Raw genomic sequence first — 26,486 nt, forward strand, 5'->3', positions numbered from 1 at the left:
GTGATAGCCGTTTCTTTTTGTCTGCTTTTATAAGATAAGGCCGGTAATTCATGGTTTAAGTTAAAGGAAGCAGAAAAACAGGAGATGAACAGAAACAAATGATATTAATGAATGAGATACCGGACCGGTTCTGGGGATTGTTCCGTTCCATTAACCGGTCCACCTACATAGAAGCTTTGTTAAAAATCAATGAGGAATATGAATACAGCAATTACTTTTTAAGCCGTGAGGTCTGCATTCAGGTTTTAGAGGAGTATTTTGCTGCGAAACGGCTGGTCATCTGGCAGGATGAGCTGGAAGATGAGGCGGATGCCTTAGAGCCTCCTGCGTCCAGGGTCTTAAACTGGCTATTAAGGGCAGGCTGGCTTCGGAAAGTGGATGACTATGCCTCCATGACGGTCAATATCGTAATCCCTGATTATGCTGCCGTCATGATCGAGGCATTTTTTAAGCTTGCAAGTGATGAAGAGGATGAGACCCAGATTTACATCCAGAATGTTTATGCCATTCTGTTCTCCTTGAAGAATGATCCAAGAGCCGGGATAAGCCTTTTGAATACGGCTTATGTCAATACAAAGCGGCTTAACAAGACTTTACAGGACATGCTTCACAACATGGACAAATTCTTTGCAAGCCTTTTGGAGCAGAGGGCATATGGGGAACTGTTAAAGGAACATCTGGAAGGATATGTGGAGGAGATTGTAAAAAAGAAATACCACTTATTAAAGACTTCAGATAATTTTTATCTTTACAAAAATGATATCAAGCGGTGGATCAGCTCCATGCGGGAAGATGGAGAATGGATGGAACAGATGAGCCGCCGCAGCGGCCAGAAGGTGACGGCAGCAGATATTGGGGAAAAGCTGGATCAGATCGAAAGAGGATTTGATGATATCGAACACCGCATTGCCAATATGGACAGGGAGCATTCCCGGTATATCCGCGCAACCGTTACAAGGCTTAATTATCTGTTAAATCAGGAAGACAGCATGAAAGGGCTTGTTATCAGGCTTTTAAATCACCTGTCTGAGTCTGAGGACCAGGATGAGGCTATAAAAGAAGTGGGAAGCCACATGAATTTATCCCAGATATCCATTCTCTCTGAAAAATCCCTTTATAAAAAGAGAAGGGCCAGGTCAGGCTTTAAGGAGAATTTAATGCCTGAGGAAGAGGCTGTGGAGCTTACCATGGAAGAGGTCCTGGATTTAAACCGTTTAAAAAGCCGCTACAGCGGTCAGGAGATCGAAAACTACATCGAAGCCCATCTGGAAAATGGCCGCATGGAGGTAAAGGAAGATACGGTTCATTCCCCTGAGGAATTTGAAAAGCTGATCCTTGCCTATGATTACTCCACCAGAAGGAAAAGCCTGTATCAGGTGGAGGATCAGGAGACGGAGCTCATTGACAACGGCAGGTACCGCTATCCCAAGCTGGTATTTGTAAGGAGGAAAGAATCATGACCTATGAAGAAAGTGCTGGCATTATCAGCCAGATTCCATATTATGACGCCCTGGGACAGGGGGAAAAGGATGAAGTAAGGGCAGGCTTAAAGCTTCTTCTTCAGCAGACCTTTGTTCTGGAGCACAAGTACGACAAGCGGACAAGCCGGTTTGCCTTTAACCCGGAATTTAAAATCTGCAACAAGCATCTGGAATTTATCCGGGCCTATCTGGCTGTCAGCGGAGTGGCTGTTATGGAAAACAGCCAGCTTGGTATTATTTATATCCAGGGAGAAAACACGGTGGGAGACAAGCTTCCCAAACTGGCCACCCTTTATCTGCTGATCTTAAAGCTGATCTATGATGAGCAGATGGCGGCAGTTTCCACCAGCGTCAACATCTACACCACATTAAGCGAGATCCATGAAAAGCTGGGAAATTACCGCTTATTTAAGAAACAGCCAGCACCCACGGAAATCCGCCGGGCAATCACATTGTTAAAAAAGTATCAGATTCTGGAGCCTCTGGATATTTTGGAGGACTTGGATGGGGACAGCCGCATGATCATCTATCCCTGTATCAATGTGGTGCTGTTCGGAGATGACGTGCGGGCCCTGTTAGAAGCATTTGGAGAAGGAGACGATGACGATGACGAATCAGAAATTTGAAGCCCTGTCCCGGATACTCCTTAATAACTGGCATTATATCAGCCGGAAGACCTTATCCTTTAACCAGGAGATCAACTTTTTCACCGGACATTCAGGCAGCGGAAAATCCACGGTCATTGATGCCATGCAGATTCTCCTTTACGCCAATACTGACGGACGCGGATTCTTTAATAAGGCTGCTGCCGATGATTCGGACCGGAGCCTGATCGAATATTTGCGGGGTATGGTGAATATCGGTGAGAACAACGAATTCGCCTATTTAAGGAACCAGAATTTTTCTACCACCATTGTGCTGGAATTAAAACGGACGGACACAGGAGAATGCCAGTGCATTGGAATCGTCTTTGACGTGGAGACAGCCACCAATGAAATATCCAGGAAATTCTTCTGGCACAAAGGCCCTCTTTGGGAAAATGGCTACCGTACCGGTTCAAGGACCATGACCACTCATGAAGTAACCGCTTATTTGCAGACCATTTACCCCAAAGACGCTTATTTTACGACCTCCCATAACGAGCGGTTCCGCAGGCAGCTGTATGATGTATATTTAGGCGGCCTTGATTCGGAAAAGTTCCCCCTTCTGTTCAAGCGGGCCATTCCCTTCCGCATGAACATCAAGCTGGAGGACTTTGTAAAGGAATACATCTGTATGGAGCAGGACATTCATATCGAGGATATGCAGGAAAGTGTCATGCAGTACGGACGGATGCGAAAGAAGATCGAAGACACGGTCCAGGAGATCGGTTACTTAAAAGGAATGAGGGAAAAGTTCTCGGCAGTTCTTGAAAAAGAAGAGGAGATAGGCAAAAATACATATTTCTTCCGCAAGATGGAGATTCTGGATTATCAGGCCAGAATCCAGGCTTTGACGGATAAGTCAAGGCTTGCAAGAGAGGATTTAGACCGCCAGGAAGGTCAGAGGACAGCCCTTGAAGGCCAGATGGAAGACTTGACTAGGCAGGGGAATGAGCTTCTTAAGCGGATTTCTTCCACCGGCTATGAAGATCTTAAGAATCAGCTGGACTCTGCAAAGGAATTATCGTCCCATTTAAATAAAAGCTTTACCAAATGGTTCCAGGCAGGGGAGAGGCTGAAGGAATGGATCGACGAAGAGGCAACCTCCAACCAGACCATATGGGACATAGAAGAGTTTGAAAAGAATACCATTGATGAGGAGAAGCTAAACCGCCTGAAAAAATCCATTGCCGAAATGAGGAAGGAAACAGAAGAAGCCCAGAAAGAGGCGGAAGGGATTCTCAGGGATATCCGGAAAAAAGAGCGCCAGACAAGTGAAGAACTGGCTCAGCTAAAGGCTGGAAATAAGGCGTATCCAAAGTATCTGGAACGCGCCCGGTCCCTGATCCAGCAGAGGCTTTTGGAGGAAACCGGCAAGGCGGTGGAGGTCCATGTGCTTGCAGATCTTCTGGATATCAGGGATGAGACCTGGAGAAATGCAGTGGAAGGCTATCTGGGCAATAACAAGCTGTCCCTGGTAGTAGCTCCGGCTTATGCAGAAGCGGCCATGGCTGTTTACGGGGAACTGGACAGGACTGAATATTTTAATGTGGCGGTCCTGGATACGGAAAAGGTGGGGCAGAATTCCTATGAAGTGGTAAAAGACGGCCTTGCCGAAGAGATTACGGTGAGAGAGGCTTATTTACAGCCATACATTGACCTGTTATTGGGAAGGGTCGTCAAGTGCAGAACCTTAGAAGAACTGCGCCGCTGCCGCATTGGAGTGACCCCTGACTGCATGTTATACCATACCTTCCGCCTGCAGCATATGAATCCCGATAATTATACGAAATTTGCATATATCGGCAAGGACAGCGTCAGGAGAAGGATCCGGCTTCTTGAGAAGAACCTTGTTTCCATGGAAGAGGAGAAAAAGCCTCAGGAACAGGTTTTAAAGGAATGCCGGCGGATCTTATCCATGGAGGACTTAGGCGAAAACACAGGTGTTTACCTGGAGTGGCAGCAGGACATGGAGGCTCTTAAGGAAAAGGAAAAAGAGATCAGGCGGCTGGAACAGAAGCTGGAAAAGCTGAAGGCCCAGGATGTAGAAGAATGGGTAAAGGAAAGGGAGGCCATCTTGCAGCTTTGCGATAGAAAGAGGGCGGAGCAGAGCAAAATGACCGAGCTGATTTACGGTATCAACAGCGATTTAGAACGGTTCCGCGGAGAATCCCTGCAGCTGCAGGAAGAACTGGTTTTAAGAGAACGGGAATTTGAACCGGATGAGGAACTGGAATCCAGGATAAATGAAATTTTGGAAGGCAGGGAAAATCACCGGTACGACCAGCTTAAAAATAAATTTTTCGGAGAATGCAGAAAGGCAGAGGAAGCCCGTGACCAGGCGTTCCAGGACCTTGTAGGTTCCAGAGGCGAGTATGCCAGAAAATATCCCAACCGGAATTTTTCTCTGACAGCAAAGGATAATGGAGAATACGACCGCCTTCTTGAGACCATGGAGTGCGGAAATCTGGAAGAATATAAAAAGATGGCAGCCGAGCAGGCAAAGTCTGCTGTCCTTCATTTTAAGGATGACTTTATGTTCAAGATCCGAAGTGCCATAAGGGATGCGCTTTTGCGAAAAGATGAACTGAACAAGATCATCAGCAAGCTGGATTTTGGAAAGGATAAGTACCAGTTTGTCATTGGAAGGAATAAGGGACCGGATGGGAGATATTATGATATGTTCATGGATGACTCCCTGGAGGTAAATCCTGCCTGTCTTACGGATTCTTTGGATAACCAGATGAACTTATTCACCATTGAACATGAGAATCAGTACGGGGAAATCATCAATGATTTAATAAACATTTTCATCCCGCCGGAAAACGCTACGTCGGAGCAGATGGAGGAGGCCAAGCGGAACATGGATAAATATGCGGATTACCGGACGTATTTATCCTTTGACATGCAGCAGATCATTCAGAACGAGGATGAGGTCATTAAGATCCGTTTGAGCAAGATGATCAGGAAGAACTCCGGGGGCGAGGGACAAAACCCCCTTTACGTGGCCTTATTGGCCAGCTTTGCCCAGGCTTACCGGATCAGCCTGTCTCCCAAAATACAGAGAAATCCTACCCTCCGCCTGGTAGTGCTTGATGAGGCGTTTTCCAAGATGGATGCAGAGAAGGTGGCAAGCTGTATTGAACTAATCAGGGGACTGGGATTCCAGGCCATTATCAGTGCAACCAATGACAAGATACAGAATTATGTTGAGAATGTAGACAAGACCTTTGTGTTTGCCAATCCCAATAAGAAGTCCATATCCATTCAGGAATTTGAGAGAGAGAGCTTTCCGGAGCTGATGCGGGAGCTTGATGATGAGGAGAATTATGCAGACGTTGATTGATATGATTATTAGTGAAATAGAAAGAAGCACTGTGGCTTGGAGAGAGGGTGCAAAAGGCAATAGAAATATTGAAATTAAACAAAAGGATTTAGATGCCCTTGGAAAACAGAATTTTTTAAAGCAGGCTGCAGAACTAGAGAGTCAGGGGCTTGTACGATGTAAATGGATTATCGACAGGTCGGATATTTCTCATGTAAATTATGCTTACGGCGATGTAAGAGCGCTTTATAAAAAGGCAGGGAAGATTCCTAAATCAGACCGTATCAGGGAAATGAAGGAAGCTGTGGAAGAACAGGTAAAAAAGATTCATAAACCATGGATCCGGGCTTATTATGACGGAGTTCTTAAAAGCTTAGAGGCTGGCAAGGAACCGAAGGAACTCAGCCATGAAAACAGGGAACTGAATTTTAACTGTTTTTTGGGAATTGACAGGTTAGAAGGATCTGTATACAAAAGAGTGTTCAGTAAACAATATTTAGGAGGTTCCAAGGTCTTTGAGAAAAAGTTACAAAAGAGTATAGCATTAATTGCCAAAAAATATTATGATATTATCGATGACAATATGACCGAGTCGGAGATCCTGGCTCAGATTTATTTGGATCACTACGCGGATGAATTATCATTAAAAGGAGATCTGCTTATCAAAATCGATGATAAAGAGATTGATTTATCCCTTTTTCCCTATGGAACGGTTTTAAATAGTGTAACTCTTAAAAATGTTTCCATTGTTCCTAAACAAAAGATTAAAAAAATTATAACTGTGGAAAACAAGGCTAATTATATGACATTTCCCTTTGAAGCAGGAACCCTTGTTTTGTTTTCTCATGGATATTTCTCTCCTAGTGAGAGAAGGGTTCTTGGAGAGCTGGCTTCTATCCTTCCGGAAGAGAAGGTGGAATTTTACCATACCGGAGATTTGGATTATGGTGGAATCCGGATTTTTGAATTTATCAGGAATCAAATGTTCCCCAGGCTCAGACCCTTGCACATGGACATGGAGACTTGGGAAAAATATTCAAAATATGGTTATCAGATTGAAGAGTCAAAACGGGAAAAGCTGAAAGCCATGCTTGATGAAAATAAGATACAGGAGCCAGACTTACAGAAACTGGCTGCCACAATCTGTGAGACAGGAATTGGTATTGAACAGGAAAGTTTTCTGTTCACGGAATAAAGTGTTATAAGCGAAAAAAAGGCCACTTCATTGGCTGCCCCAGGCATCTGTCCTTTGGTTTTAGATCAGAAGGAGGTTTTTCCTCAAGCTATTTCAAGGCTTGAGGAAGGACCTCTTGCCTATGTTCAGCCGGACATCTCCTAAAAACACTGCATAAAGCCCAATTATGATGAAAACAGACAGCAAAGAAAAAACACTGCACTTTTGTCTCGAAAGAACAGCTTTAAATTACGTTCAATAAATACCCTCATTGCCGCAGCTCCCTTCCTGTAATTCCGATAAATGCTTCATCCATGGTGCCCTGTAAGACCTGAAAGCTGTTAATATAGTTTTGGCATTTTTCCGCTATTGGGATAGCTGCCATGATATCCGGCAGCTTTACAACAAACTCGCCTGCCGAAACGGTAAAATCCAGCTTTAGTTCCTCCATGATTTGCCGCAGGGCCGATTCATCCAGAACGGACAATCTTAAGGTATCAGTGGTATACCGCGTCTTTAATACGGCAGGCGTACCCTTGGCAGCAATTTCCCCATGGTCGATTACAATTATATAATCCGATTCGGCAGCTTCCTCCATGTAATGGGGCGTCAGAAAAACCGTCATGCCTGTTTTTATTTGAAGCTGCCTGATCGTGTTCCAAATGCTTTTCCGGGTTTGGGGATCAAGGCCGGTCTACAAATTCTTCCAATTCTGCTGCTGCCACGGCTTCCTGTACGGCTTTTTTGATTCTGACTTTATCCGATGTATATAAGCCTGCCCTGATGGTCAGATTTTCTCTTACAGTAAGTAACGTATCCAATACGCCGTCCTGAAACACGACACCGATCATTTGCCGGATCGCCTGACTATTCTGCCTGAGGTCAAGGCCGTTGATAGTGATTTTCCCACCATCAAAATCCAATAAGGTACATAAAGTATCAATGGTGGTGGATTTCCCAGCACCATTAGGACCAAGAAAGGAAAAAAGCTTGCCCTGTTCCACATAAAAACTGATATCTTTTACAGCAGTTATCTTACCGTAATTTTTTCTTAGATTGGCTACTTCTATAATTTTTTTCATAGTATGATCTCCCTTTTCCCATCTACGATATCAAAGCCTGTAAAACTTCCCGATACCGAAAGCCGTATCCGGTAAATCGGGCAAATTAAGCGGTAAAAAAGGACGGCAATCTGCAATAAGCAAACCGTCCCGGCATTATAACTATAAATAGCATTGTCGTTCTAGGCTTTCGTTCTTCATTTGTCATACACAGTTGCTTTTATGCTAAAGGACATTGGGAACTTATCCGTATTATAATCATAATTAAAAAGTCCATCTCCTATATTGCGCAAGCCGCCGGCATCAAAAAAGTTTTCCTTGAATTCATTGAAATGCTGGACATGCAGCCCTGCAGAAGTAAGGGAATTGATTAAATCTGAAACCGTATACATCCAAAAATATGCCTTAACACCATGCTTTGGCTCTGAGGCATATCCACCTATAGAATCATCAACATCGGGTTCTTTCCCCATCTTTTCAGATCAGGAAGCCAACCGATTGCCCCCTCAGACACGAATACGACATCATATTTTTCCTTATGATGGTCCATAAACTTCAAGATATCGGATTCTATAAAATCAATATTTGTAATATTCAAATCTTCTGCTAGTTTTTTTGCATAGTGGATATTATCCGGCACTAAGTCAACGCCCGTTGCACTGGCTCCCATTCGAGCAAGCAATATAGTATCTGCTCCAGTATTGCATTGTAAATGTATGATCTTTTTACCACTCAGATCTCCAAGTTCATTTTGAATATATTTATTGAACTTATGGCTTCCATTTAAAAGGGATTTCTTAAATGCAAAATAGTGGTCTTGTGAAACCTGGCTCCATGCGTGTTTGTTTGAATCTATTTCTTTCATGCTCCTACCCCTAATCATTGAAATTATAAAAACTTATACAGCAGGTAAATTGGTGAGACCTCTGACGCTTATTCTGTTATTATGTGTGACTTCTCCATGCAGAGTGTTAAAAAGTCTGTTGTTTTTTTGTCTGGCCGCCGCAATGCTTTGCGCGTTGTGAGTAGAACCTATCATATACTTTTTTGTAATTATACTTTTGGAAATATAATGATATTTCTGTGCCACCACCACCGGCAAACACGTCGCAATCTTTATTTAGAATCTACTTTTTAATCCTTAGAGGCCAGATACTTATCCTTTGCAGATTAAAGTTCATGCTATTATTATTACATTTTGCGTATGCCATATTATACCATCTCTTATTTAAGAGAACAAGCTTTCCTTAATCTTCCAGTATGCAAATAAAAACAATGATTGATGCGGCAGAAAAGAGGAAATGCAGCATCTGTGAGAAAAATGAGCAGTTAAATGAACAAAAGTTAGTATTTAATGTTCATTGTTTATTAATTCTAACTGGCAAGAGGGCAGGACTCTCCATTTTGTCCATCCTGTTAACTGGAAAAGACTGCATATCAAACGGACTCTGTTGGAGCCGGGCCGGTCATGACGCGGCAGAAGCCAAGGGATTTTCGAACAAATGTTTGCAATAAGAAAAAAGATATGATATAATAGAGAAAATCGGTTGCTGAGTGATTTAAGTGCGGGCCAGATATGGTCCGCATTCCATATTCATGATTTTAGTTTATTACAGGAGTTTATTATGGCAAAACAGTATATCAAGATAAGAGGTGCCAATGAGCATAACTTAAAGAACATTTCCGTGGATATTCCAAGAAATGAGCTGGTTGTCTTAACCGGTCTCAGCGGTTCGGGAAAGTCTTCCCTGGCTTTTGATACCATCTATGCCGAGGGGCAGAGACGCTATATGGAGTCTCTTTCCTCCTATGCCCGGCAGTTCTTAGGACAGATGGAAAAGCCGGATGTGGAGAGCATTGAAGGGCTGTCACCGGCTATTTCCATTGACCAGAAGTCTACCAACCGCAACCCCCGTTCCACGGTGGGCACGGTTACTGAGATTTATGATTATATGAGGCTTTTATACGCCAGGATCGGCATTCCCCATTGCCCCAAATGCGGGCGGGAGATCCGCAGGCAGACCATTGATCAGATGGTGGATCAGATCATGGAACTGCCGGAGCGGACAAAGATCCAGCTTCTGGCCCCTGTTGTCCGGGGACGGAAAGGGGAGCATGCAAAGGTTTTGGAGCACGCCCGGAGAAGCGGATACGTAAGGGTACGCATTGACGGAAATCTTTATGAGCTTTCTGAGGAAATCAAGCTGGATAAGAATATCAAGCACACCATTGAGGTTGTGGTGGACCGTCTTGCGATCCGGGAAGGAATCGAAAAGCGTCTGACCGATTCCATTGAGACGGTTATGGAGCTGGCAGGCGGTCTGATGACCGTGGATGTGGTGGATGGACAGCCTATTAATTTCAGCCAGAGCTTTTCCTGTCCGGACTGCGGTATCAGCATTGATGAGGTGGAGCCCAGAAGCTTTTCCTTTAACAATCCTTTCGGTGCCTGCCCGGACTGTTTTGGACTTGGATATAAGATGGAATTTGACGAGGATCTGATGATCCCGGATAAGAGCTTGAGCATTGACCAGGGAGCCATTGTGGTGCTGGGCTGGCAGTCCTGTACGGATAAGGGCAGCTATACCCGGGCTGTTTTGGAAGCTCTTGCAAAAGAATATAAATTCCGTCTGGACACGCCGTTTGAGGATTACCCGAAGGAAATCCATGACGTTCTCATTAATGGAACCAATGGAAAGGAAGTAAAGGTCCATTATAAGGGACAGAGGGGAGAGGGCGTATATGACGTGGCCTTTGAGGGTCTGGTTCAGAATGTTGCCCGAAGATACCGGGAGACTTATTCTGAGTCCTCCAAGGCAGAGTATGAATCCTTTATGCGGATCACTCCCTGTCCTTCCTGCGGCGGGATGAGGCTGAAAAAAGAGTCTCTTGCTGTTACGGTAGGGGATAAGAACATTTACGAAGCAACCAACATGTCCATTGTTAAGTTTCGGAATTTTATGGACGCGATGGAACTGACCCCTATGCAGCATGCCATTGGGGACCAGATATTAAAGGAAATACGGGCCAGGATTTCGTTCCTCATTGATGTTGGACTTGACTATCTGACCCTGACCCGTGCTACAGGAACCCTGTCCGGCGGAGAAGCCCAGAGAATCCGTCTGGCGACCCAGATCGGTTCCGGCCTGGTAGGCGTAGCTTACATTCTGGACGAGCCAAGCATCGGCCTTCATCAGAGAGATAATGATAAATTACTAAAGACCCTTTTGCACCTCCGGGATTTGGGAAACAGCGTCATCGTGGTAGAGCATGACGAGGATACCATGATGGCAGCAGATTACATTGTGGATATCGGACCGGGAGCTGGGGAGCACGGTGGAAATGTGGTGGCCACGGGGAATGCCAGGCAGATCATGAAGAATAAGAATTCCATTACAGGCGCTTATTTAAGCGGACGGATTAAGATTCCGGTTCCAGAGGAGAGAAGACAGCCTGCTGGTTATCTGACTGTTAAGGGTGCGGCAGAGAACAATTTAAAAAACATTGACGTCACCTTCCCTCTGGGAGTCATGACCTGCGTAACCGGTGTATCCGGTTCTGGAAAGAGCTCTCTGGTCAACGAGATCCTTTACAAATCCCTGGCGAGAAAATTGAACCGTGCCAGAATCATTCCGGGAAAACATAAGGCAATTGGGGGAACAGAGCAGCTGGATAAGATCATTGCCATTGACCAGTCCCCTATTGGGCGGACACCAAGGTCCAATCCGGCAACCTACACGGGAGTATTTGATTTGATCCGTGACTTATTTGCCTCAACGCCTGACGCAAAGGCAAAGGGATATTCCAAGGGACGTTTCAGCTTTAATGTAAAAGGCGGACGCTGCGAAGCCTGCAGCGGCGACGGAATCATTAAGATCGAGATGCATTTCCTTCCCGATGTTTTTGTTCCCTGCGAGGTCTGCGGCGGGAAACGGTATAACCGTGAGACATTGGATGTAAAATATAAGGGAAAGAATATTTATGACGTCCTGAATATGACAGTAGAGGAAGCATTGAAATTTTTTGAAAATGTTCCTTCCATTGCAAGGAAGATCTCCACTCTCAATGATGTGGGACTTTCCTACATCAGACTGGGACAGCCGTCTACGGAGCTTTCCGGTGGAGAAGCCCAGAGAATTAAGCTAGCTACGGAACTGAGCAAGCGGGGAACAGGAAAGACCATTTACATTCTGGACGAGCCTACGACCGGCCTTCACTTTGCGGATGTGCATAAGCTGATTGAGATTTTACGTAAGCTGTCGGAAGGCGGCAATACGGTGGTTGTTATTGAACATAACCTGGATGTGATCAAGACTGCAGATTACCTCATTGACATCGGACCGGAGGGCGGCGAAAAGGGAGGTACCATAATCGCCCAGGGCACGCCGGAAGAGGTGGCGGAATGCCCATCTTCATACACAGGATATTATGTGAAAAAATATTTAGAATAGGCCCTGTTGGGTGAATGAGATAAGGTTGAAAAGAATATCTTTCAGCTTTGAATTTATGAATCAAGTGGATGTGTAAGCATATTCGCTTGATTCATTCATTTATAAAAATTAAAGAGAGTTGTGAAAACAGGGCTGGGAAGATTTCAAGAAAATACTTGTCAAGCAAGTGGAAGTAGAATATAATGTAACCCAAAGCTTTATTTGTTGAAGACTAATTTAGGAGGAATACCGTGGAGAGAGAAATGATTATCGTTCTGGATTTCGGTGGACAATACAACCAGTTGATTGCCAGAAGGGTCAGAGAATGCAATGTTTACTGTGAGGTTCATCCCCACACACTGTCACTGGACAAGATCAAGGAGATGAATCCGAAAGGAATCATTTTTACAGGTGGTCCAAACAGTGTATATAAGGAGGAATCTCCACGCTGTACGAAGGAAATCTTTGAAATGGGAATACCGATTCTGGGAATCTGCTATGGTTCTCAGTTAATGGCATATATGCTGGGCGGCAAGGTTGCCACAGCGCCTGTCAGTGAATACGGAAAGACAGAAGTTGACGTAGAGGCTGACAGCAAAATTTTAGAAAATATAAGCTCTAAAACGGTCTGCTGGATGAGCCATACGGATTATGTTGAAAAAGCGCCGGAAGGGTTCCATGTTACAGCTCATACACCGGCATGTCCGGTTGCTGGTATGGAATGTGAGGAGCGCGGCCTTTATGCCGTACAGTTCCATCCTGAGGTTATGCATACCCAGGAGGGCACCAAGATGCTTTCCAATTTTGTTTATAATGTCTGCAAGTGCTCCGGTGACTGGAAGATGGACTCCTTTGTGGAGGCTTCCATTGCGGCCATCAGGGAAAAAGTTGGAGACGGCAAGGTACTTTGCGCCTTATCCGGCGGTGTGGATTCCTCCGTAGCTGCAGTTATGCTGGCAAAAGCTGTCGGAAAACAGCTTACCTGTGTCTTTGTTGATCACGGCCTTCTCCGTAAGAACGAGGGAGATGAGGTTGAGGCTGTATTTGGGCCGGAGGGACCTTATGATTTGAATTTTATCCGTGTTAATGCACAGGACCGCTTCTATGACAAGTTGTCAGGAGTGGAAGATCCTGAGAGAAAGCGCAAGATCATTGGCGAGGAGTTTATCCGTGTGTTTGAGGATGAGGCTAAGAAGATCGGAAAAGTAGATTTCTTTGTTCAGGGAACCATTTATCCTGACGTGATCGAGTCCGGTCTTGGCAAGTCTGCTGTGATCAAGTCCCATCACAATGTGGGGGGACTTCCTGAGCATGTGGATTTTAAAGAGATTATTGAGCCTTTAAGGCTGCTGTTTAAAGATGAGGTGAGAAAAGCAGGCCTGGAGCTTGGTATTCCGGAATATCTGGTTTACCGTCAGCCATTCCCAGGTCCGGGACTTGGCGTCCGTATCATCGGTGCAATTACTCCTGAGAAGGTGAGAATCGTTCAGGAGGCAGATGCGATCTATAGAGAAGAGATTGCTAAAGCTGGTGTTGATAAGGGACTTGGACAGTACTTTGCGGCATTGACTAATATGCGCTCTGTTGGCTGCATGGGAGATGAGAGAACCTATGATTATGCCATTGCACTGAGAGCGGTGCTTACTTCCGACTTTATGACGGCTGAATCTGCGGAACTGCCTTGGGAGGTTTTGGGGACAGTGACCAGAAGGATTGTCAATGAGGTGAAGGGCGTGAACCGGGTGCTTTATGATTGTACGGGGAAACCGCCGGCTACGATTGAGTTTGAATAAAACATTCAGAGTCAGAAATCCTTGTGAATTCAAAGATTTCTGACTCTTTTTGAATGGAGGTGATGCCGGTTTCTTTTTTCCACATTGATCTAAATCGGCTCAGTTTATTATTTGAAAGTTTAAGCGTGAAAATAATATTGCAATGCCTTCATAATATATTCGGAAGCACCGGCTCCATATTTTTTATCAGTGATTTCCCTGACAGTATCATGGGAATAGCTTTCTATTACCATATCCCAGAAGCCATCACCCATATCTATTCCTAAATTGTTTTCGCCGGAAAGCTCCACTATTTCGTGAACAGTATCCTGAATTTCTCTAGAAGCAGCATCTTTTGTTAAATCAGAAGTTAAATTCACGTATAAATCATTGTTTTTCTGCAATAGTTCGTCCTTATTTTTGACGAGTTCTTTTGATTGTTCCATTAAATCCGAAAAATGTTCCAGATTGTATTTCATGGCTTCTGTGTATTTTTCAATACTTCCAAATTGTTTAATGGCAAGTTTAGCTACGTTGGATTCATCATCTTTAATTTTTTGTATAAGCTGATTGAAGTTTTCGATGCTGCCCCAATGCTTTATAACATCGTCTTCTTTTTGATTTTTGAATTGCTCCAATGCTTCGATATATTCACTTAAGTCAAATTCTTTAAAACTCATGCACTGTTCTCCTTTTTCTAATCGATCCAGAAGCTTAATAAGTTTGTTTATCCGATCACGTTTTAAACAGAGTAACTTCTTTTGCTTCTTAAAAGCTTCCACTTTATCAAATTCTGGTTTTTGCAGTATTTCATTAATTTCTTTCAGTTTAAAATCCAGTTCTTTAAAAAATAAAATTTGCTGCAGCTTTTGCAAAACTTCATCGCTGTACAAGCGATAACCAGATGGCGATAATTCACTTGGTTTTAAAAGACCAATTTCATCATAGTATTGCAACGTGCGTGTGCTGATACCTGTTAATTCAGCAACCTGGCTTATAGTTTTCATGATTATCAGCCCCTTTAACTTAAATAATTGTGAGAACAATACAGATATCTGCCGGCGGATATCCGGTTTCGTTCCATGACTAAATGGTACACTATCACGTTACGTAGTAGTCAAGGCTTTTCTTCATATTTTAATGTATTATTTTTTTGGATATAGTTTAACAATAATTTACTTTGTCCTTAAACCCAATTTTCAGTGGTCGGGTCAGAAATGAAACTATAAAGATCCTTTTAGTATTTCAGTTAAATCATCACATTTGTATTGTAAAAAAGGTCATTGATATAGTAAAGTATAATCTGCAACCACCAGTTGACAAATTATACAGTGCACTTGGTAGTTGTCAACCGTTAAAAGTCCTATAATGCAGACAGTCATATATCCCCAGATGAACTCAGGTATTAATTACTGGACATTTAAAGATGGAATGACATAAATAAATTTTGAAAGGATGGTGCATTGTGATATTAGCAGAAAAAATTATTGCATTGCGAAAGAAGGCTGGATGGTCCCAGGAGGAACTGGCTTACCAGATGGGCGTATCAAGGCAGTCCGTATCCAAGTGGGAGTCAGGAACTTCAATTCCTGATTTAGAACGAATTTTAAAACTTAGTCAGGTATTTGATGTCAGCACGGATTATTTATTAAAGGAAGAGATGGAGACCGCTCCGGCATCTATTACCATGGATTCTGATTGCGATGAGGTACAAAACACGGTTACTCTTGAAATGGCCAACAATTTCATGGAGACCAAGGTCCGCGGAGCGAAAAAAGTGGCTTCGGGTATAGCGGCTTATATTTTGTCTCCTGTCGTGCTGATTTTTCTGGGAGGATTATCAGAATTAAAAGATGTAAACATCAGTGAAAACATGGCGGGAGGATTTGGAGTGGCTATATTGCTTCTGATTGTTGGAATTGCCACAGTGTTTTTTGTAATGTATGGAATGAAAATGGAATCTTACAAATATTTAGAGAAAGAAGGTTTTCGCCTGGAATATGGAGTGGAAGGGATAGTCCGGAAAAGGATGGCAGAGTATGAAGGAACCTATAGAATCAGTAATGTGGCAGGTGTTTTCCTGTGTATTATCTGCGCTTTGCCATTGATGACAGCGATTGCGTTAAGCAGTTCAAACCTTGTCTATGTAATATGCATTGATTTCCTGCTGATCATAGTAGCCTGTGCTGTATTTTTGTTCGTAATAGCAGGAGAAAAAAAGGGCTGTTTCCAGATGCTGCTGCAAGAGGGAGATTATACGGCAGAGAAAAAACTGGAAAAGAAGCGGACAGAACACCTGCATGCAATCTATTGGTGTACCATTACCGCAGTGTATCTCGGCATCAGTTTTTATACGGGAAATTGGAGCAGGACATGGATCATCTGGCCTTGCGCAGGAATCATGTATGTGGCAGTGCAGGCGTCAGCTGCTGCATTGAAAGCTAAGAAAATGCATAATTAACCGAGTGAAATATGTTTCAGGTAAATCTACATCCCAGCAGCTTTTATGTTTAAATATCAAAAACAACTATTAAAAATCCAGACCCTTCCTGTTTGATGTGATCACCAAAAGTCAGACCTAAAAAATCTAACGATTGGAGGTCAGCTCTAAGGATAGGGTCTGGATTTTTCTAAATATTATGGTGAGAAAAGCGTGATATAGTTACGCATAATGGCATACCGTCCTTCCGGCGTCAATTTTACCAAACCACCGGATAGCTGAACACAGTCCTCCCGTTCTAAAGATCTGATGATTTTCGAAGTAAACTCACCAGTCCAGTGCAGATGCGTCTTTATGGTATCAACGCCTGCTTCCGCATTTTCTTCTGCACTGTTCTCATGATTAGAAAGATGAAATAAAAGCGTCGCTTTAGCAAACTCCAGTTTTTGATTCCTCCGCCTGAGAAGTGAACGGATCAGTCCTCTGCGAGGCGCAAAAACAAACACAAGGAAGAAGACCAATCCAGTTACAACAGCCATGCTGCCCGCAATGGAAACATCCAGCAGCGCTGCCGCCTGATACCCCAGAATTCCGTTGACTGCTCCAATGATCCCGCTTAAAATCAGCATCCATTTTAGATCATCTGTCAGCAGGTAAGCCGTCACTGGAGGACCGATCATAAAGGCTACCACCAATACAGATCCTACCGCCTGAAATGCCCCGACTGTGGTAAGGGATACCAGTGCCATCAGCCCGTAATGCACCAATGCAGGGGAAAAACCCAGCACGGCGGCCAGCATGGGATCAAAGGTTGCTATCTTTAGTTCTTTAAAGAAAACGATGATTGCCGCCAGATTGATCAGCAGCAGAATTCCTGTTGTGTAAATCGCTTTTGCGCCTATATCCACGCCGCCTATGACCATACGGTCAAAAGGAGCAAAAGCCAGCTCTCCCAATAGTACTGAGTCAGTATCCAAGTGTACCGAGCCGGCATAACGGGTAATCAGGATAATGGCTATAGAAAAGAGCAGGGGGAACACCACGCCGATGGCAGCGTCCTCCGCCAGCAGCCGTGTCCGGCTCAGAAGCTCCGTCAGCCATACGGTCACCACCCCCATCAGTGCGGCTCCCATAATCAGCAAAGGCGAGGAAAGATCGTGGGTGACGAAAAAAGCGAGCACAATTCCCAATAGAATCGTATGGGTAATGGAATCCGACATCATTGACATTTTACGAAGTACCAGAAAGGTTCCGGGGAGAGCACAGGCCACAGCTACAATAACGGCTATGATTTGAATTTCAATTTGCGGTGCCATCCGATACACCTCCTTCAAACTTATATAAAACTTTATTTTTTCTGCGTTGATATACTCTGTGCAAAACACCGCGCCCAGGGGCAAACAGAACGCTGATGGTCACGATGGCGCTAACGCAGACCACGATAGCCGGGCCTGTGGGCAGCTTTGGAACGAGAGAACTGGCTGCCGTTCCTAAGATGCCGGACACGGCTCCGAAAAGTGCTGAGAGCGTCACCATGCCCCATAGCTTATTGGTCCACTGGCGTGCGGCAACCGCAGGAGTAATCAGCATGGCGCTCATGAGGATAACGCCTACCGTCTGCAATCCGATAATGATTGCCAGCACGATCATAAATGACAGCAGGAGATTCAGTTTCTTTGGGGAAAAGCCAAGACTTTGGGCAAAGTCGCTGTCAAAAGTGAAAAGCTTAAATTCCTTCCAGAACAGCAGCACCAGTGCAAACAATATAAGGCCGCAAATTACCATCAGAATGATATCCCGCTTTAAAAGCGTGGACGCCTGCCCGAAGATAAAGCGTTTAAGCCCAGCCTGATTGGAATTTGGAATCTTCTGGACGTAGGTGAGCAGCACCAGGCCCAGTCCAAAGAATACCGACATCACCAGAGCCAGAGCACTGTCAAACTTTACCCGGGTATGCCGCACAATACTGACAATGAACAGCGTTGCCAGCAAACCGGAAATAAGGGCGCCTAGCAGGAGAACTTCTGTATTTTTACTGCCTGTCAGGACAAAGGCCATTACCACGCCGGGGAGGGCAGCGTGGGATACTCCGTCTCCCAGAAGGCTCTGTCTGCGAAGCACTGCAAAGCTGCCGAGCACTCCGCTGATCAGGCCTAGGAGGGCGGAACCAAGAGCCACTGTCTGAAATGTATAATCGGAAAATAACGAAATAATACTGTTAAACATCACATCACACCCCTTAGCAGCGCACCGGAGCTGTGGTAGGTCTTTTTCAGGTTGTCTTCGTGGAACACTTCCTCCACAGGCCCACAGGCAACCACGCGCAGATTGATCAGGGTAACCCAGTCAAAGTAATCGGGTACCGTTTGCAGATCGTGATGGACCACCACCACGGTTTTATTCTGCTCCTTCAGTTCTTTTAACAGTGCTACGATCGCCCGTTCCGTCTGAGCGTCTACCCCCTTGAAGGGTTCATCCATAAAGTAGACCTCTGCTTCCTGTGCCAGGGCGCGGGCCAGGAAAACCCGCTGCTGCTGGCCGCCGGAGAGCTGGCTGATCTGGCGGGAAGCATACTCCTGCATGCCTACCTTTGCCAACATTTGTTTTGCCAGCTCCACATCCGATTTACGGGGACGGCGGATCCAGCCTAGCTTGCCGTAGCAGCCCATCAGCACCACATCCTGTACTGTGGCCGGGAAATCCCAGTCCACGCTGCCGCTTTGAGGTACATAGCCGATGCGGTTTTTCAAGGTACGTATATCTTCATTACCGTCCAGAAACCGGACGGCTCCGGTGACAGGCTTTAAGAGCCCCAGCATGGCTTTGATTAAAGTAGTTTTACCGGCTCCATTTGGACCGACCACCGCCATCAGCTTTCCCTTTGGGATTTTTAAGTCAATATCCCAAAGGACAGGCTTGGCGTCATAGGCTACGGTTAAATCTTCTACCTCCACCGCATAGTTTTGTTGTCTTTCCATATGATTCCCTCCTGTCACTTTAAGGCATCCACAATCGTGTCAATATTTGCTTTAACGGTCAGGACATAAGTATCGGCTTCAGACTCGGCATCGCCCAGGGAGTCAGAATAAAGTTCCCCGCCGATGGAAACATCAAAGCCCTTCGCTTTTACCGCAGCCTGCAGCGCTTCAATGGTTTTTGGCGGCACGGAAGATTCTACGAAAATCGCCTTAATCTGCCGTTCCACTATAAAATTAGCCAGATCACTTACATCGGCTGTGCCTGCTTCTGCATCGGTGCTGATGCCCTGCAGGCCCCGTACCTCAAATCCGTAGGCTTTACCAAAGTATTGAAATGCATCGTGAGCGGTTACCAGTACGCGCTGTGACTCCGGCAGCTCAGCAGCCCGGCTGCGAATGTACGCATCCGTCTCATCAAGTTCTTTTAAATAGGCGTCCAGATTTGCTTCATAGTCTGCCTTTCCAGTGGGATCGGATTCTGCTAATCCCTTTGCAACGGTTTTAGCTGCATCCTTCCATAAGGAAACATCGAACCAGATATGAGGATCGTGGATGGAATTGTCATTCTCCCATGCAAGAAGCATGGATTCGTCTAAGCCCTTTTCAATGCAGATGACGGCAGGTCCCTGACTGGAGAGATTTTCAAATATTTCTCCCATTTTTCCTTCCAGATGCAGGCCGTTATATACCACCACATCCGCTTTCTGCATCAGGGAAACATCTCCGGCACTGGCTTGATACAAGTGCGGGTCAATACCTGGCCCCATAAGGCCGTTTACTGTAACCCGTTCTCCGCCTATGACTGCAGTCAGATCAGCCAGCATGGTGGTGGTGGCTACAATATTTAATTTATCTTTTGAAGAGTCTGTGTTTACCGGCGGAGCAGAGCAGCCCGTAAGTAATAATGTGAAACTCAGGATCATGCCAAGAAGGCCTTTGGTTTTTTGATTCATGGGAAACCTCCTAAAAATATATTTGGTGTCAAATCCCTTGGATTTCGTCTACATAGATTTGACAGGCGGCCTTATAACTGATTTGAACATGCCTGCCTTCCAGATCAAGCGTCAGCGGGCCTTCATATGCTGCTGCATCAATAATGCGGACAGAGCAACCAATGGTGATTCCGCTTTCCTGCAGATAGTCCAGCAGTTCCTTTTCTTCCTTTACACGCCGTATATGGGAAGCTGTTCCCATAGGAAGCAGGTTCAAGGTCAGCAGCTGAGCGCGGTCGATTTGGCCGTCAGGCTGGGGAATTGCGCTGCCGTGGGGGCAATAGGCAGGGTAATTCAGAAACTGATCCAACCGGGCTGTCAGGCGTGGCGGTGTAATATGTTCCAGCAGTTCCGCGTCTTCATGTGCCTCACTCCAGGAGTAGCCAAGATGGCGCATCAGAAAAACCTCCCAGAGCCGGTGGCCCCTTACCAGCGAAATGGCAACCTGAATTCCCTCAGGCGTCAGGCACGAGCCTTTATAAGGCTCATAATGGATCAGCCCTTCCCGCTTCAGCTTTCCCAGCATTTCTGTCACAGAAGCAGGAGCGATCTGCAAAGTTTCCGCAATCTGCTTATTGTTTACCAGTTCTTCCATGCCTCCCAGTTTATAAATGGCTTTTAAATAATCTTCTTTATTTGGTGTCATTTTATCTTCCTCCGTTTTAGGCATATAAACCCCGCCATTGGCGTGGGTAAAGATATTGTTTAAAGAGTGTTCTTTTAAACCGCTAAAATTTTCCCAATCCATCCAATCAACAGGATAAGTGCGGTTATTGTTAAAGCAGGTATCTTACTTCGAAAAAGCCGTTTTGTACAAATATTCATAATTTCCTCCTGTTGTGTTGTTTTCGATATAAATTTAGGCATACCTAAATCTTATTATATTATATGCCTAAATATATAAAAATGCAAGTGGTTTGCAAATGAAATCAATCTTTTCATCTTCCCGATCCGTTAGGGGAGGGAAATACTGTTTTCCTTGGCTAATTTATGAGACCTAAGTAGAAAGTGTTACGAATACACTATATAAAGTCTGAAAAACAGAGGATGAATGACAATGAGCCAATTTCCGCCTCAGGAATTCCATACCGTCCGGGGATATGAACTGAAAAAACAAAAAGAGAGCAGACTTACGCCTGCTCTTGAGGACTATCTTGAAATGGCGTATCGATTATGCCTGGAAGAAAACTGCACTCGCATAAACAGACTTTCAGGGAAGCTGCACGTCCGTCCATCGTCTGCGTCAAAAATGGTATCCAAGCTTGTTCAGCTTGGATATTTGAGATACGATAGTTTTGAAAATATCCTGCTGACTGATGAGGGAAGAATAACCGGCGATTATCTGCTGCAACGTCATAATACTTTGGAGCGTTTTTTTACCATGCTCAGAAGTCCGCGTCCTTTGGAAGAAGCAGAATTGGTTGAGCACATGCTGGGAGATCTGACTGTATTGGAAATAAAGGTGCTGATGGAGTTTTTTATCCAAAATCCGGATATTGAAAAACAGTTTAAGAATTTCAGAGATATGATAATCCTTCCTAATAAATAAATGGTCTTCCGTAAGTAAAGGATTTTAGCAAAAATCAGTTAGGAAATGAATGAATTACTTATTTATTAATGTCTGACCAAGTATTTAAACAATTAGGCAAGATTGAAAAACGTTAAAATGATAAATGGAGTTATATTTCTTTTGCCACAGAACTTCATAGGCATTTTAAAAACTTTTACTTATGGTGAACTGTGTTACATAACTTTGTTCTTGCTGTGAATTAAATAGGCTTACAGACTGCCTTGAAGACAAAAAAACCACATGCCCCTTTCAGGTTTGGGGCATGTGGCAGAGTTGCAGGGGTCTTTAATTGACCATCAAGGAATACCCCATACAACCGGCACGATTATATTACTGTTTACCGGGCGTAAAGGTTTTCGCGTGGCCGTCATTTCTTACAAGCAGCCTTTTATAAGTTGCATCCACGCCAATCGCCCCAAGGGGAGCAGTGATCAAGATCGCTAAAACAGCAACCGTCAGAATTGTATTACCTGCTGCAACTCCTGCCGCCAAAGGAAGCCCCCCGATTGCCGCCTGTACAGTTGCTTTTGGCAAGTAGGCAATGGCACAAAACATGCGTTCCCTTGTGTTTATTTTAGTTTTTGCAAGGCAGACAAATACACCGCATACCCGAATCAGCAGGGCGATAAGGATAAGAACCACAGCCATAAATCCGGACTTTGCCGCATAGCTTATGTCCACCGTTGTGCCCACCAATATGAACAGCATCAATTCCGCGGCCACCCAGATTTTTGAGAACTTGCCGGACAGACGCTTTGCTAAGATACCATACTGCTTCAGGATGGTACCGCCTAAAGCCATGACAGCCAACAAGCCGGACATGGGCACATAGGCTTTCATGGCTGTTTCAAGAGAAACCAGCAGAAACGCAGTGCTTAATACAATCAAAATCTTAGCGGTATCGCGCATGTGGATTTTTTGAAACAGCTTTACCAAAGCCAGGCCCACTAAAATACCCACAAGCAAGCCCGTCACAATGGCAACAGGTATTTTTATAAGGCTTATGGCATCAAAGCTGCTTCCTTCGTACATACCCATAAATGATGTAAAAAGGACAATTACATAAATGTCATCAACGGAAGCTCCGGCCATAATAAGCTGTGGTATACTCTTTGCCCGGCCGTAGCCACTTTCCATCAGCTTTAGCATTTTAGGAACGATAACTGCCGGTGAAACCGCCCCCAGCACGGTTCCCATGATAGCTGCTTCTAAATGAGAAACAGGGAAAAACATTGGTGCAAAAATAGTAATGGCGGCTATTTCAAAACTTGCCGGAATGAAGCACATAAGGATTGCCGGGCGTCCAACCTTCTTTAAGTCCTTAATATCCAGCGCGAGTCCTGCCCTTGTAAGGATCACGATCAGGGCAATCTGCCGCAAATCAGCGGAAATATTCAGCAGCTCCGGCGCGATCAAATTCAGCGCATACGGCCCTAACAAAATACCGGTGAGAAGCATCCCCACAAGGCCGGGGAGTTTTAGTTTCTGCATGGTTCCGCTCAATATCATACCGCAAAGAACCATCATTGCAAGACTGAAAAGCATATATATCCTCCTTTGTGCAGAAATGCAAAAAAGCCGACACTTCTGCAATGAAATAATCGCAGAAGTCATCAGCTTAATAAGCGGTTCGGCTTTAATCAGCGCAGGGAGAACTTCATTCCCATGGGTTATTATAGCAAAGATGGATGTAAATTTCAAGGAATATATGAATGGGGGTGATAAACTTAATATCCTCAAAATATCTTATTTAGATCCAAATCACACGTCCCTGTTTAAAAACTGTTCATTATACATCTTCTGCGCATGATTCAATGCAACAGTGGGTGATTGAACATTACTGTAAGCATTTTTTACGCCATACCCACAATGCTCAAAAAGTGGCGTTTATCAAAAGGAAATCCGGACAATTCGGACACCCGGCGGCTGTATTTTGAAACGCCAAGAGTTCCGCCGCCGATGACTGGGTTTCGGACGTATATGCTGGTATGTATGGGATCGGCAGCCGTGATGATGACCAACCAGTATATTTATCAAACTTTTGGCGGCTCAGATCCCTCAAGGCTGGGCGCGCAGGTAATCAGCGGAATCGGCTTCTTAGGAGCAGGGATCATCATAGTGACCAAAAATAATCAGGTGCGGGGCTTAACCACTGCCGCAGGATTATGGGCGGCTGCCTGTGCAGGGCTGGCTGTTGGCATCGGGTTCTATAAGGGAGCAATGCTTATGGGATTGGCCATCAGCCTGATTATGACAGTTTTCCAAAAAGTTGATAACCGGCTTTTGACAACATCAAGAATCTTTAATCTGTATATGAACTTCAATGCTGCGGCTAATTTGAATTTGTTTCTGGAAAGCTGCAAAGACCGGAATATACAAATTATTGATATGCAGGCATTTAAAGCAAAGGGCAAGGGAGAAGACGGCATTGTTGCCATAATTACATTGAAAACTGCAAAAAGAGAGCCCCGGGGGAACGTATTGCAGGTTTTTGGCATGGCCGAGGGGCTTAAGTATATGGAGGAATTGTAGTTTAATAAAAAGAGTCATCGTATAGTCAGCAATGTATATATTTGTCATGAGATACAAAAGGAGCATATTGTTGTATTGGGGACTGGTCCGGCTTCATCACCCTAAGTAAGGCTCAGAAAAACAGAAAGTACCGCGGTGTGCGGCTCTTGTACCGCAAATATTCATCTCCAAAAGCACGAGGCAAATACTTTTCTTCTTCTAAAATCTGAAAATGCAGCAAAAGGATGCCAATGACCGCGGCAGCGGTCATGATCACATTTGGCAGGGAAAGTGCAGATCCAATATACAACATATCAAAGCCCACAAAAGCCGGATTCCTGCTGACCTTGTATATGCCCCTTGTGACAATGGAAGTCTTCTGGGTTTCGTCCACGCCTGCGCGCCAACTGTCACGCATGGAGGTAATAGCAAGTATAAAGAAAATAACCCCGCCCCCGGTAATTACAATTCCTGCCCATCGTACACCTGCAGGAATTGAAAGAGAAAGCATGAATCGGGAAAAGAAAACGCTTACGTACTGAATAGCTGCAATGCCGTAGGTCGCTGCAAGAAGAGCCGTTTCTACTACAGCTGTTTTAGTAGGTTTGCGGCCCTTTGCCAGCCGGTTTGTGTAAATGCCCTTTTTCCGAAGAAGGATTTGCTTCATAAAATAGGCAATGTAAAAACAGGTAATTAGCGCAAATATGCTGATCTGAAAAATCATTCTATCACCGCCTTATATGTAATATCACAAAGTATACCATGGAAACGTCAAAATGAACATCATAATAAGATTGATTTAATCGGCCGGATACTTTAAGAGTGCTGGGAACTCATGGAGGCCAAAAAGCGGTTATCAATATTATCGATCCTTATGTATTTGAGGGCTGATAAAAAAGAGTACCAGTCCTAATAGAATCGTTGTTATCCCCATACCCTGCTGAAAGGAAATTGCCTCATTTAATATAAAATAGGCCAGAATACATGTACCTATGGTTTCTCCTAATATGCTCATGGATATCATTGTTGCAGGAATCCATTTTAACAGCCAGTTAAAAATAAATTGTCCAAAAACGGTTGAGATCAGTGCCAGTCCCCCAAAGGCCATCCAGGCAGCTTGAGGATATCCAATGAAAGAGTTACCCTCAATCAAGGCATAGCATCCTAAAAACAAGGAACTGCTTAAATAACTTATGATGGAATAAGGAACCGCGGATAATTCCTTTCTCATTGCCTGGCCTATAAAAAAATAGATACTGATAACACCAGCCGCTAATAACGCTAATAAATCTCCAAACAGGGCCTGAGAGCTGATTTGAAAATCTCCCCATCCGATCATAAAGCAGCCCATAATGGCAATCAGGCATCCCCCGATTGCCAGCTTGTGAAAACGTTCCTTCAAAAAGATATATCCGATTGCAATTGAAAAAAGAGGCTGCAATGTTACAATAACTGTTGAGCTTGCCACCGACGTATGCCGCAGGGATTCAAACCACATCACATAATGGGCAGATAAAAGCAGCCCTGACAAAATCCCAAGTGCCCATTGTTTTTTAGAAAGGGTTAGCAGTTGGCGCTTATTTTGTTTGCTGCTTAACAAAAATGGCAAAAGGATCAGTGAAGCAAAAAATAGCCGGAAAAACGCTATTATGGCAGAAGGAGCATTTGCCAGGCGCACGAAAATTGCGGAGGTGGAAAGGGAAAAGACGCCGAAAAGCAGAGCAAGGTATAATCCAATATTCGTTTTCAAGATTTTTCTCCTATGTTGTAAATTAAAAATACAAAATCCAATAAAATGTATTAGTAATTATAGTATGGTTGTTTGCTAAAATCCAGCGTTATTTAGCATTTCCATTAAGTTAAGACAAAAAGTTAAAAATATAATATGCAGACGGCTGATCTGCACCACACCGGCAATCCTCCTTTCTTAATCAAAGCATGAATATTGCATATACAAAACCACAATTATAACCATCATACGTAATCTGTTACCAACGGCAGGAAAAACAATCCCCCAATTCAAGAAAGCCTGTGGCATATTTTAAGTACAAATGATATAATAAAATAAAACTAATTGAAAAAACAAAGGATAAGGAGAAGAAACAAAAGTT

At 44.3% G+C, this 26,486-nt stretch carries 21 protein-coding genes and 1 riboswitch; of the genes, 9 read left to right on the forward strand and 12 right to left on the reverse strand.

Annotated elements, in window-relative coordinates:
- The first annotated feature begins 98 nt into the window (after positions 1-98).
- From ABFV83_RS01945 to ABFV83_RS01960, 4 genes are read left to right on the forward strand one after another with little or no spacing between them, the layout of a single operon-like run.
- On the forward strand, positions 99-1,460 hold the full coding sequence (locus ABFV83_RS01945; RefSeq protein WP_349947267.1) for a Wadjet anti-phage system protein JetA family protein: 1,362 nt from the start codon (positions 99-101) through the stop codon (positions 1,458-1,460).
- The gene (locus tag ABFV83_RS01950) at positions 1,457-2,107 is read left to right on the forward strand and encodes a DUF4194 domain-containing protein (protein ID WP_349947268.1); all 651 of its coding nucleotides are present in this window, start codon (positions 1,457-1,459) and stop codon (positions 2,105-2,107) included. Before ABFV83_RS01945 ends, ABFV83_RS01950 begins: the two co-directional genes overlap by 4 nt.
- Entirely contained in the window at positions 2,088-5,468 is a 3,381-nt protein-coding gene (locus ABFV83_RS01955; RefSeq protein ID WP_349947269.1) for an SbcC/MukB-like Walker B domain-containing protein, read from the forward strand. Before ABFV83_RS01950 ends, ABFV83_RS01955 begins: the two co-directional genes overlap by 20 nt.
- Entirely contained in the window at positions 5,452-6,642 is a 1,191-nt protein-coding gene (locus ABFV83_RS01960; RefSeq protein ID WP_349947270.1) for a Wadjet anti-phage system protein JetD domain-containing protein, read from the forward strand. The genes ABFV83_RS01955 and ABFV83_RS01960 overlap by 17 nt, the downstream gene beginning before the upstream one ends.
- 247 nt (positions 6,643-6,889) lie before the next feature.
- On the opposite strand, the gene ABFV83_RS01965 is transcribed toward ABFV83_RS01960, so the two are convergent.
- The 3 genes from ABFV83_RS01965 to ABFV83_RS01975 all read right to left on the reverse strand — a co-directional run bounded on the left by ABFV83_RS01965 (position 6,890) and on the right by ABFV83_RS01975 (position 8,547).
- Positions 6,890-7,246, reverse strand: a complete 357-nt coding sequence (locus ABFV83_RS01965) for a hypothetical protein (protein ID WP_349947271.1) — start codon at positions 7,244-7,246, stop codon at positions 6,890-6,892.
- 58 nt (positions 7,247-7,304) lie between these two features.
- A complete protein-coding gene (locus ABFV83_RS01970) occupies positions 7,305-7,703 on the reverse strand; it encodes an ATP-binding cassette domain-containing protein (protein ID WP_349947272.1) in 399 nt (132 codons plus the stop codon).
- Positions 7,704-8,121: 418 nt separating this feature from the next.
- On the reverse strand, positions 8,122-8,547 hold the full coding sequence (locus ABFV83_RS01975) for a class I SAM-dependent methyltransferase (RefSeq protein WP_349947273.1): 426 nt from the start codon (positions 8,545-8,547) through the stop codon (positions 8,122-8,124).
- Positions 8,548-9,307: 760 nt separating this feature from the next.
- On the opposite strand from ABFV83_RS01975, the gene uvrA reads away from it, so the two are divergent.
- The gene (uvrA, locus tag ABFV83_RS01980; RefSeq protein WP_349947274.1) at positions 9,308-12,133 is read left to right on the forward strand and encodes an excinuclease ABC subunit UvrA; all 2,826 of its coding nucleotides are present in this window, start codon (positions 9,308-9,310) and stop codon (positions 12,131-12,133) included.
- A 230-nt stretch (positions 12,134-12,363) separates the two neighbouring features.
- Positions 12,364-13,905, forward strand: coding sequence for a glutamine-hydrolyzing GMP synthase (gene guaA, locus ABFV83_RS01985; RefSeq protein WP_349947275.1), 1,542 nt, complete (start codon positions 12,364-12,366; stop codon positions 13,903-13,905).
- Positions 13,906-14,024: 119 nt separating this feature from the next.
- On the opposite strand, the gene ABFV83_RS01990 is transcribed toward guaA, so the two are convergent.
- A complete protein-coding gene (locus ABFV83_RS01990) occupies positions 14,025-14,891 on the reverse strand; it encodes a MerR family transcriptional regulator (protein ID WP_349947276.1) in 867 nt (288 codons plus the stop codon).
- Between the two features lie 458 nt (positions 14,892-15,349).
- Here ABFV83_RS01990 and ABFV83_RS01995 point away from each other — a divergent pair, with 458 nt between their 5' ends.
- Positions 15,350-16,345: a helix-turn-helix transcriptional regulator gene (locus ABFV83_RS01995; protein ID WP_349947277.1), complete on the forward strand. Its 996-nt coding sequence runs from the start codon at positions 15,350-15,352 to the stop codon at positions 16,343-16,345.
- Between the two features lie 176 nt (positions 16,346-16,521).
- On the opposite strand, the gene ABFV83_RS02000 is transcribed toward ABFV83_RS01995, so the two are convergent.
- The 5 genes from ABFV83_RS02000 to ABFV83_RS02020 are packed head-to-tail and all read right to left on the reverse strand — an operon-like array spanning position 16,522 to position 20,940.
- Positions 16,522-17,640 (reverse strand): metal ABC transporter permease, encoded by a 1,119-nt coding sequence (locus ABFV83_RS02000; RefSeq protein WP_349947278.1) that lies wholly within the window; start codon positions 17,638-17,640, stop codon positions 16,522-16,524.
- Positions 17,624-18,550 carry a metal ABC transporter permease gene (locus ABFV83_RS02005; RefSeq protein WP_349947279.1) on the reverse strand — a complete coding sequence of 309 codons (927 nt, stop codon included), beginning with the start codon at positions 18,548-18,550 and terminating at the stop codon, positions 17,624-17,626. The genes ABFV83_RS02000 and ABFV83_RS02005 overlap by 17 nt, the downstream gene beginning before the upstream one ends.
- The gene (locus tag ABFV83_RS02010; RefSeq protein WP_349947280.1) at positions 18,550-19,302 is read right to left on the reverse strand and encodes a metal ABC transporter ATP-binding protein; all 753 of its coding nucleotides are present in this window, start codon (positions 19,300-19,302) and stop codon (positions 18,550-18,552) included. The genes ABFV83_RS02005 and ABFV83_RS02010 overlap by 1 nt, the downstream gene beginning before the upstream one ends.
- A 14-nt stretch (positions 19,303-19,316) precedes the next feature.
- Positions 19,317-20,255, reverse strand: coding sequence for a zinc ABC transporter substrate-binding protein (locus ABFV83_RS02015; protein WP_349947281.1), 939 nt, complete (start codon positions 20,253-20,255; stop codon positions 19,317-19,319).
- A 28-nt stretch (positions 20,256-20,283) separates the two neighbouring features.
- Positions 20,284-20,940 carry a metal-dependent transcriptional regulator gene (locus ABFV83_RS02020; RefSeq protein ID WP_349947282.1) on the reverse strand — a complete coding sequence of 219 codons (657 nt, stop codon included), beginning with the start codon at positions 20,938-20,940 and terminating at the stop codon, positions 20,284-20,286.
- 411 nt (positions 20,941-21,351) lie between these two features.
- On the opposite strand from ABFV83_RS02020, the gene ABFV83_RS02025 reads away from it, so the two are divergent.
- Positions 21,352-21,843: an iron dependent repressor, metal binding and dimerization domain protein gene (locus ABFV83_RS02025; RefSeq protein WP_349947283.1), complete on the forward strand. Its 492-nt coding sequence runs from the start codon at positions 21,352-21,354 to the stop codon at positions 21,841-21,843.
- A 351-nt stretch (positions 21,844-22,194) separates the two neighbouring features.
- Here the strand turns inward: ABFV83_RS02025 and ABFV83_RS02030 are convergent, their stop codons facing one another.
- On the reverse strand, positions 22,195-23,409 hold the full coding sequence (locus tag ABFV83_RS02030; RefSeq protein WP_349947284.1) for a cation:proton antiporter: 1,215 nt from the start codon (positions 23,407-23,409) through the stop codon (positions 22,195-22,197).
- 52 nt (positions 23,410-23,461) lie between these two features.
- Positions 23,462-23,538: riboswitch (Fluoride riboswitch) on the reverse strand.
- 285 nt (positions 23,539-23,823) lie between these two features.
- On the opposite strand from ABFV83_RS02030, the gene ABFV83_RS02035 reads away from it, so the two are divergent.
- Entirely contained in the window at positions 23,824-24,396 is a 573-nt protein-coding gene (locus ABFV83_RS02035) for an MgtC/SapB family protein (RefSeq protein WP_349947285.1), read from the forward strand.
- Between the two features lie 112 nt (positions 24,397-24,508).
- Here ABFV83_RS02035 and ABFV83_RS02040 read toward each other — a convergent pair whose 3' ends face one another.
- Together ABFV83_RS02040 and ABFV83_RS02045 are read right to left on the reverse strand one after the other, a co-directional pair.
- Positions 24,509-25,099 carry an isoprenylcysteine carboxylmethyltransferase family protein gene (locus tag ABFV83_RS02040; RefSeq protein ID WP_349947286.1) on the reverse strand — a complete coding sequence of 197 codons (591 nt, stop codon included), beginning with the start codon at positions 25,097-25,099 and terminating at the stop codon, positions 24,509-24,511.
- A 138-nt stretch (positions 25,100-25,237) separates the two neighbouring features.
- A complete protein-coding gene (locus tag ABFV83_RS02045) occupies positions 25,238-26,125 on the reverse strand; it encodes a DMT family transporter (RefSeq protein WP_349947287.1) in 888 nt (295 codons plus the stop codon).
- Positions 26,126-26,486: the final 361 nt, after the last annotated feature.

This window comes from Lacrimispora sp. BS-2 (genome assembly GCF_040207125.1).
In the GTDB taxonomy this organism is placed as follows: Bacteria; Bacillota; Clostridia; order Lachnospirales; family Lachnospiraceae; genus Lacrimispora.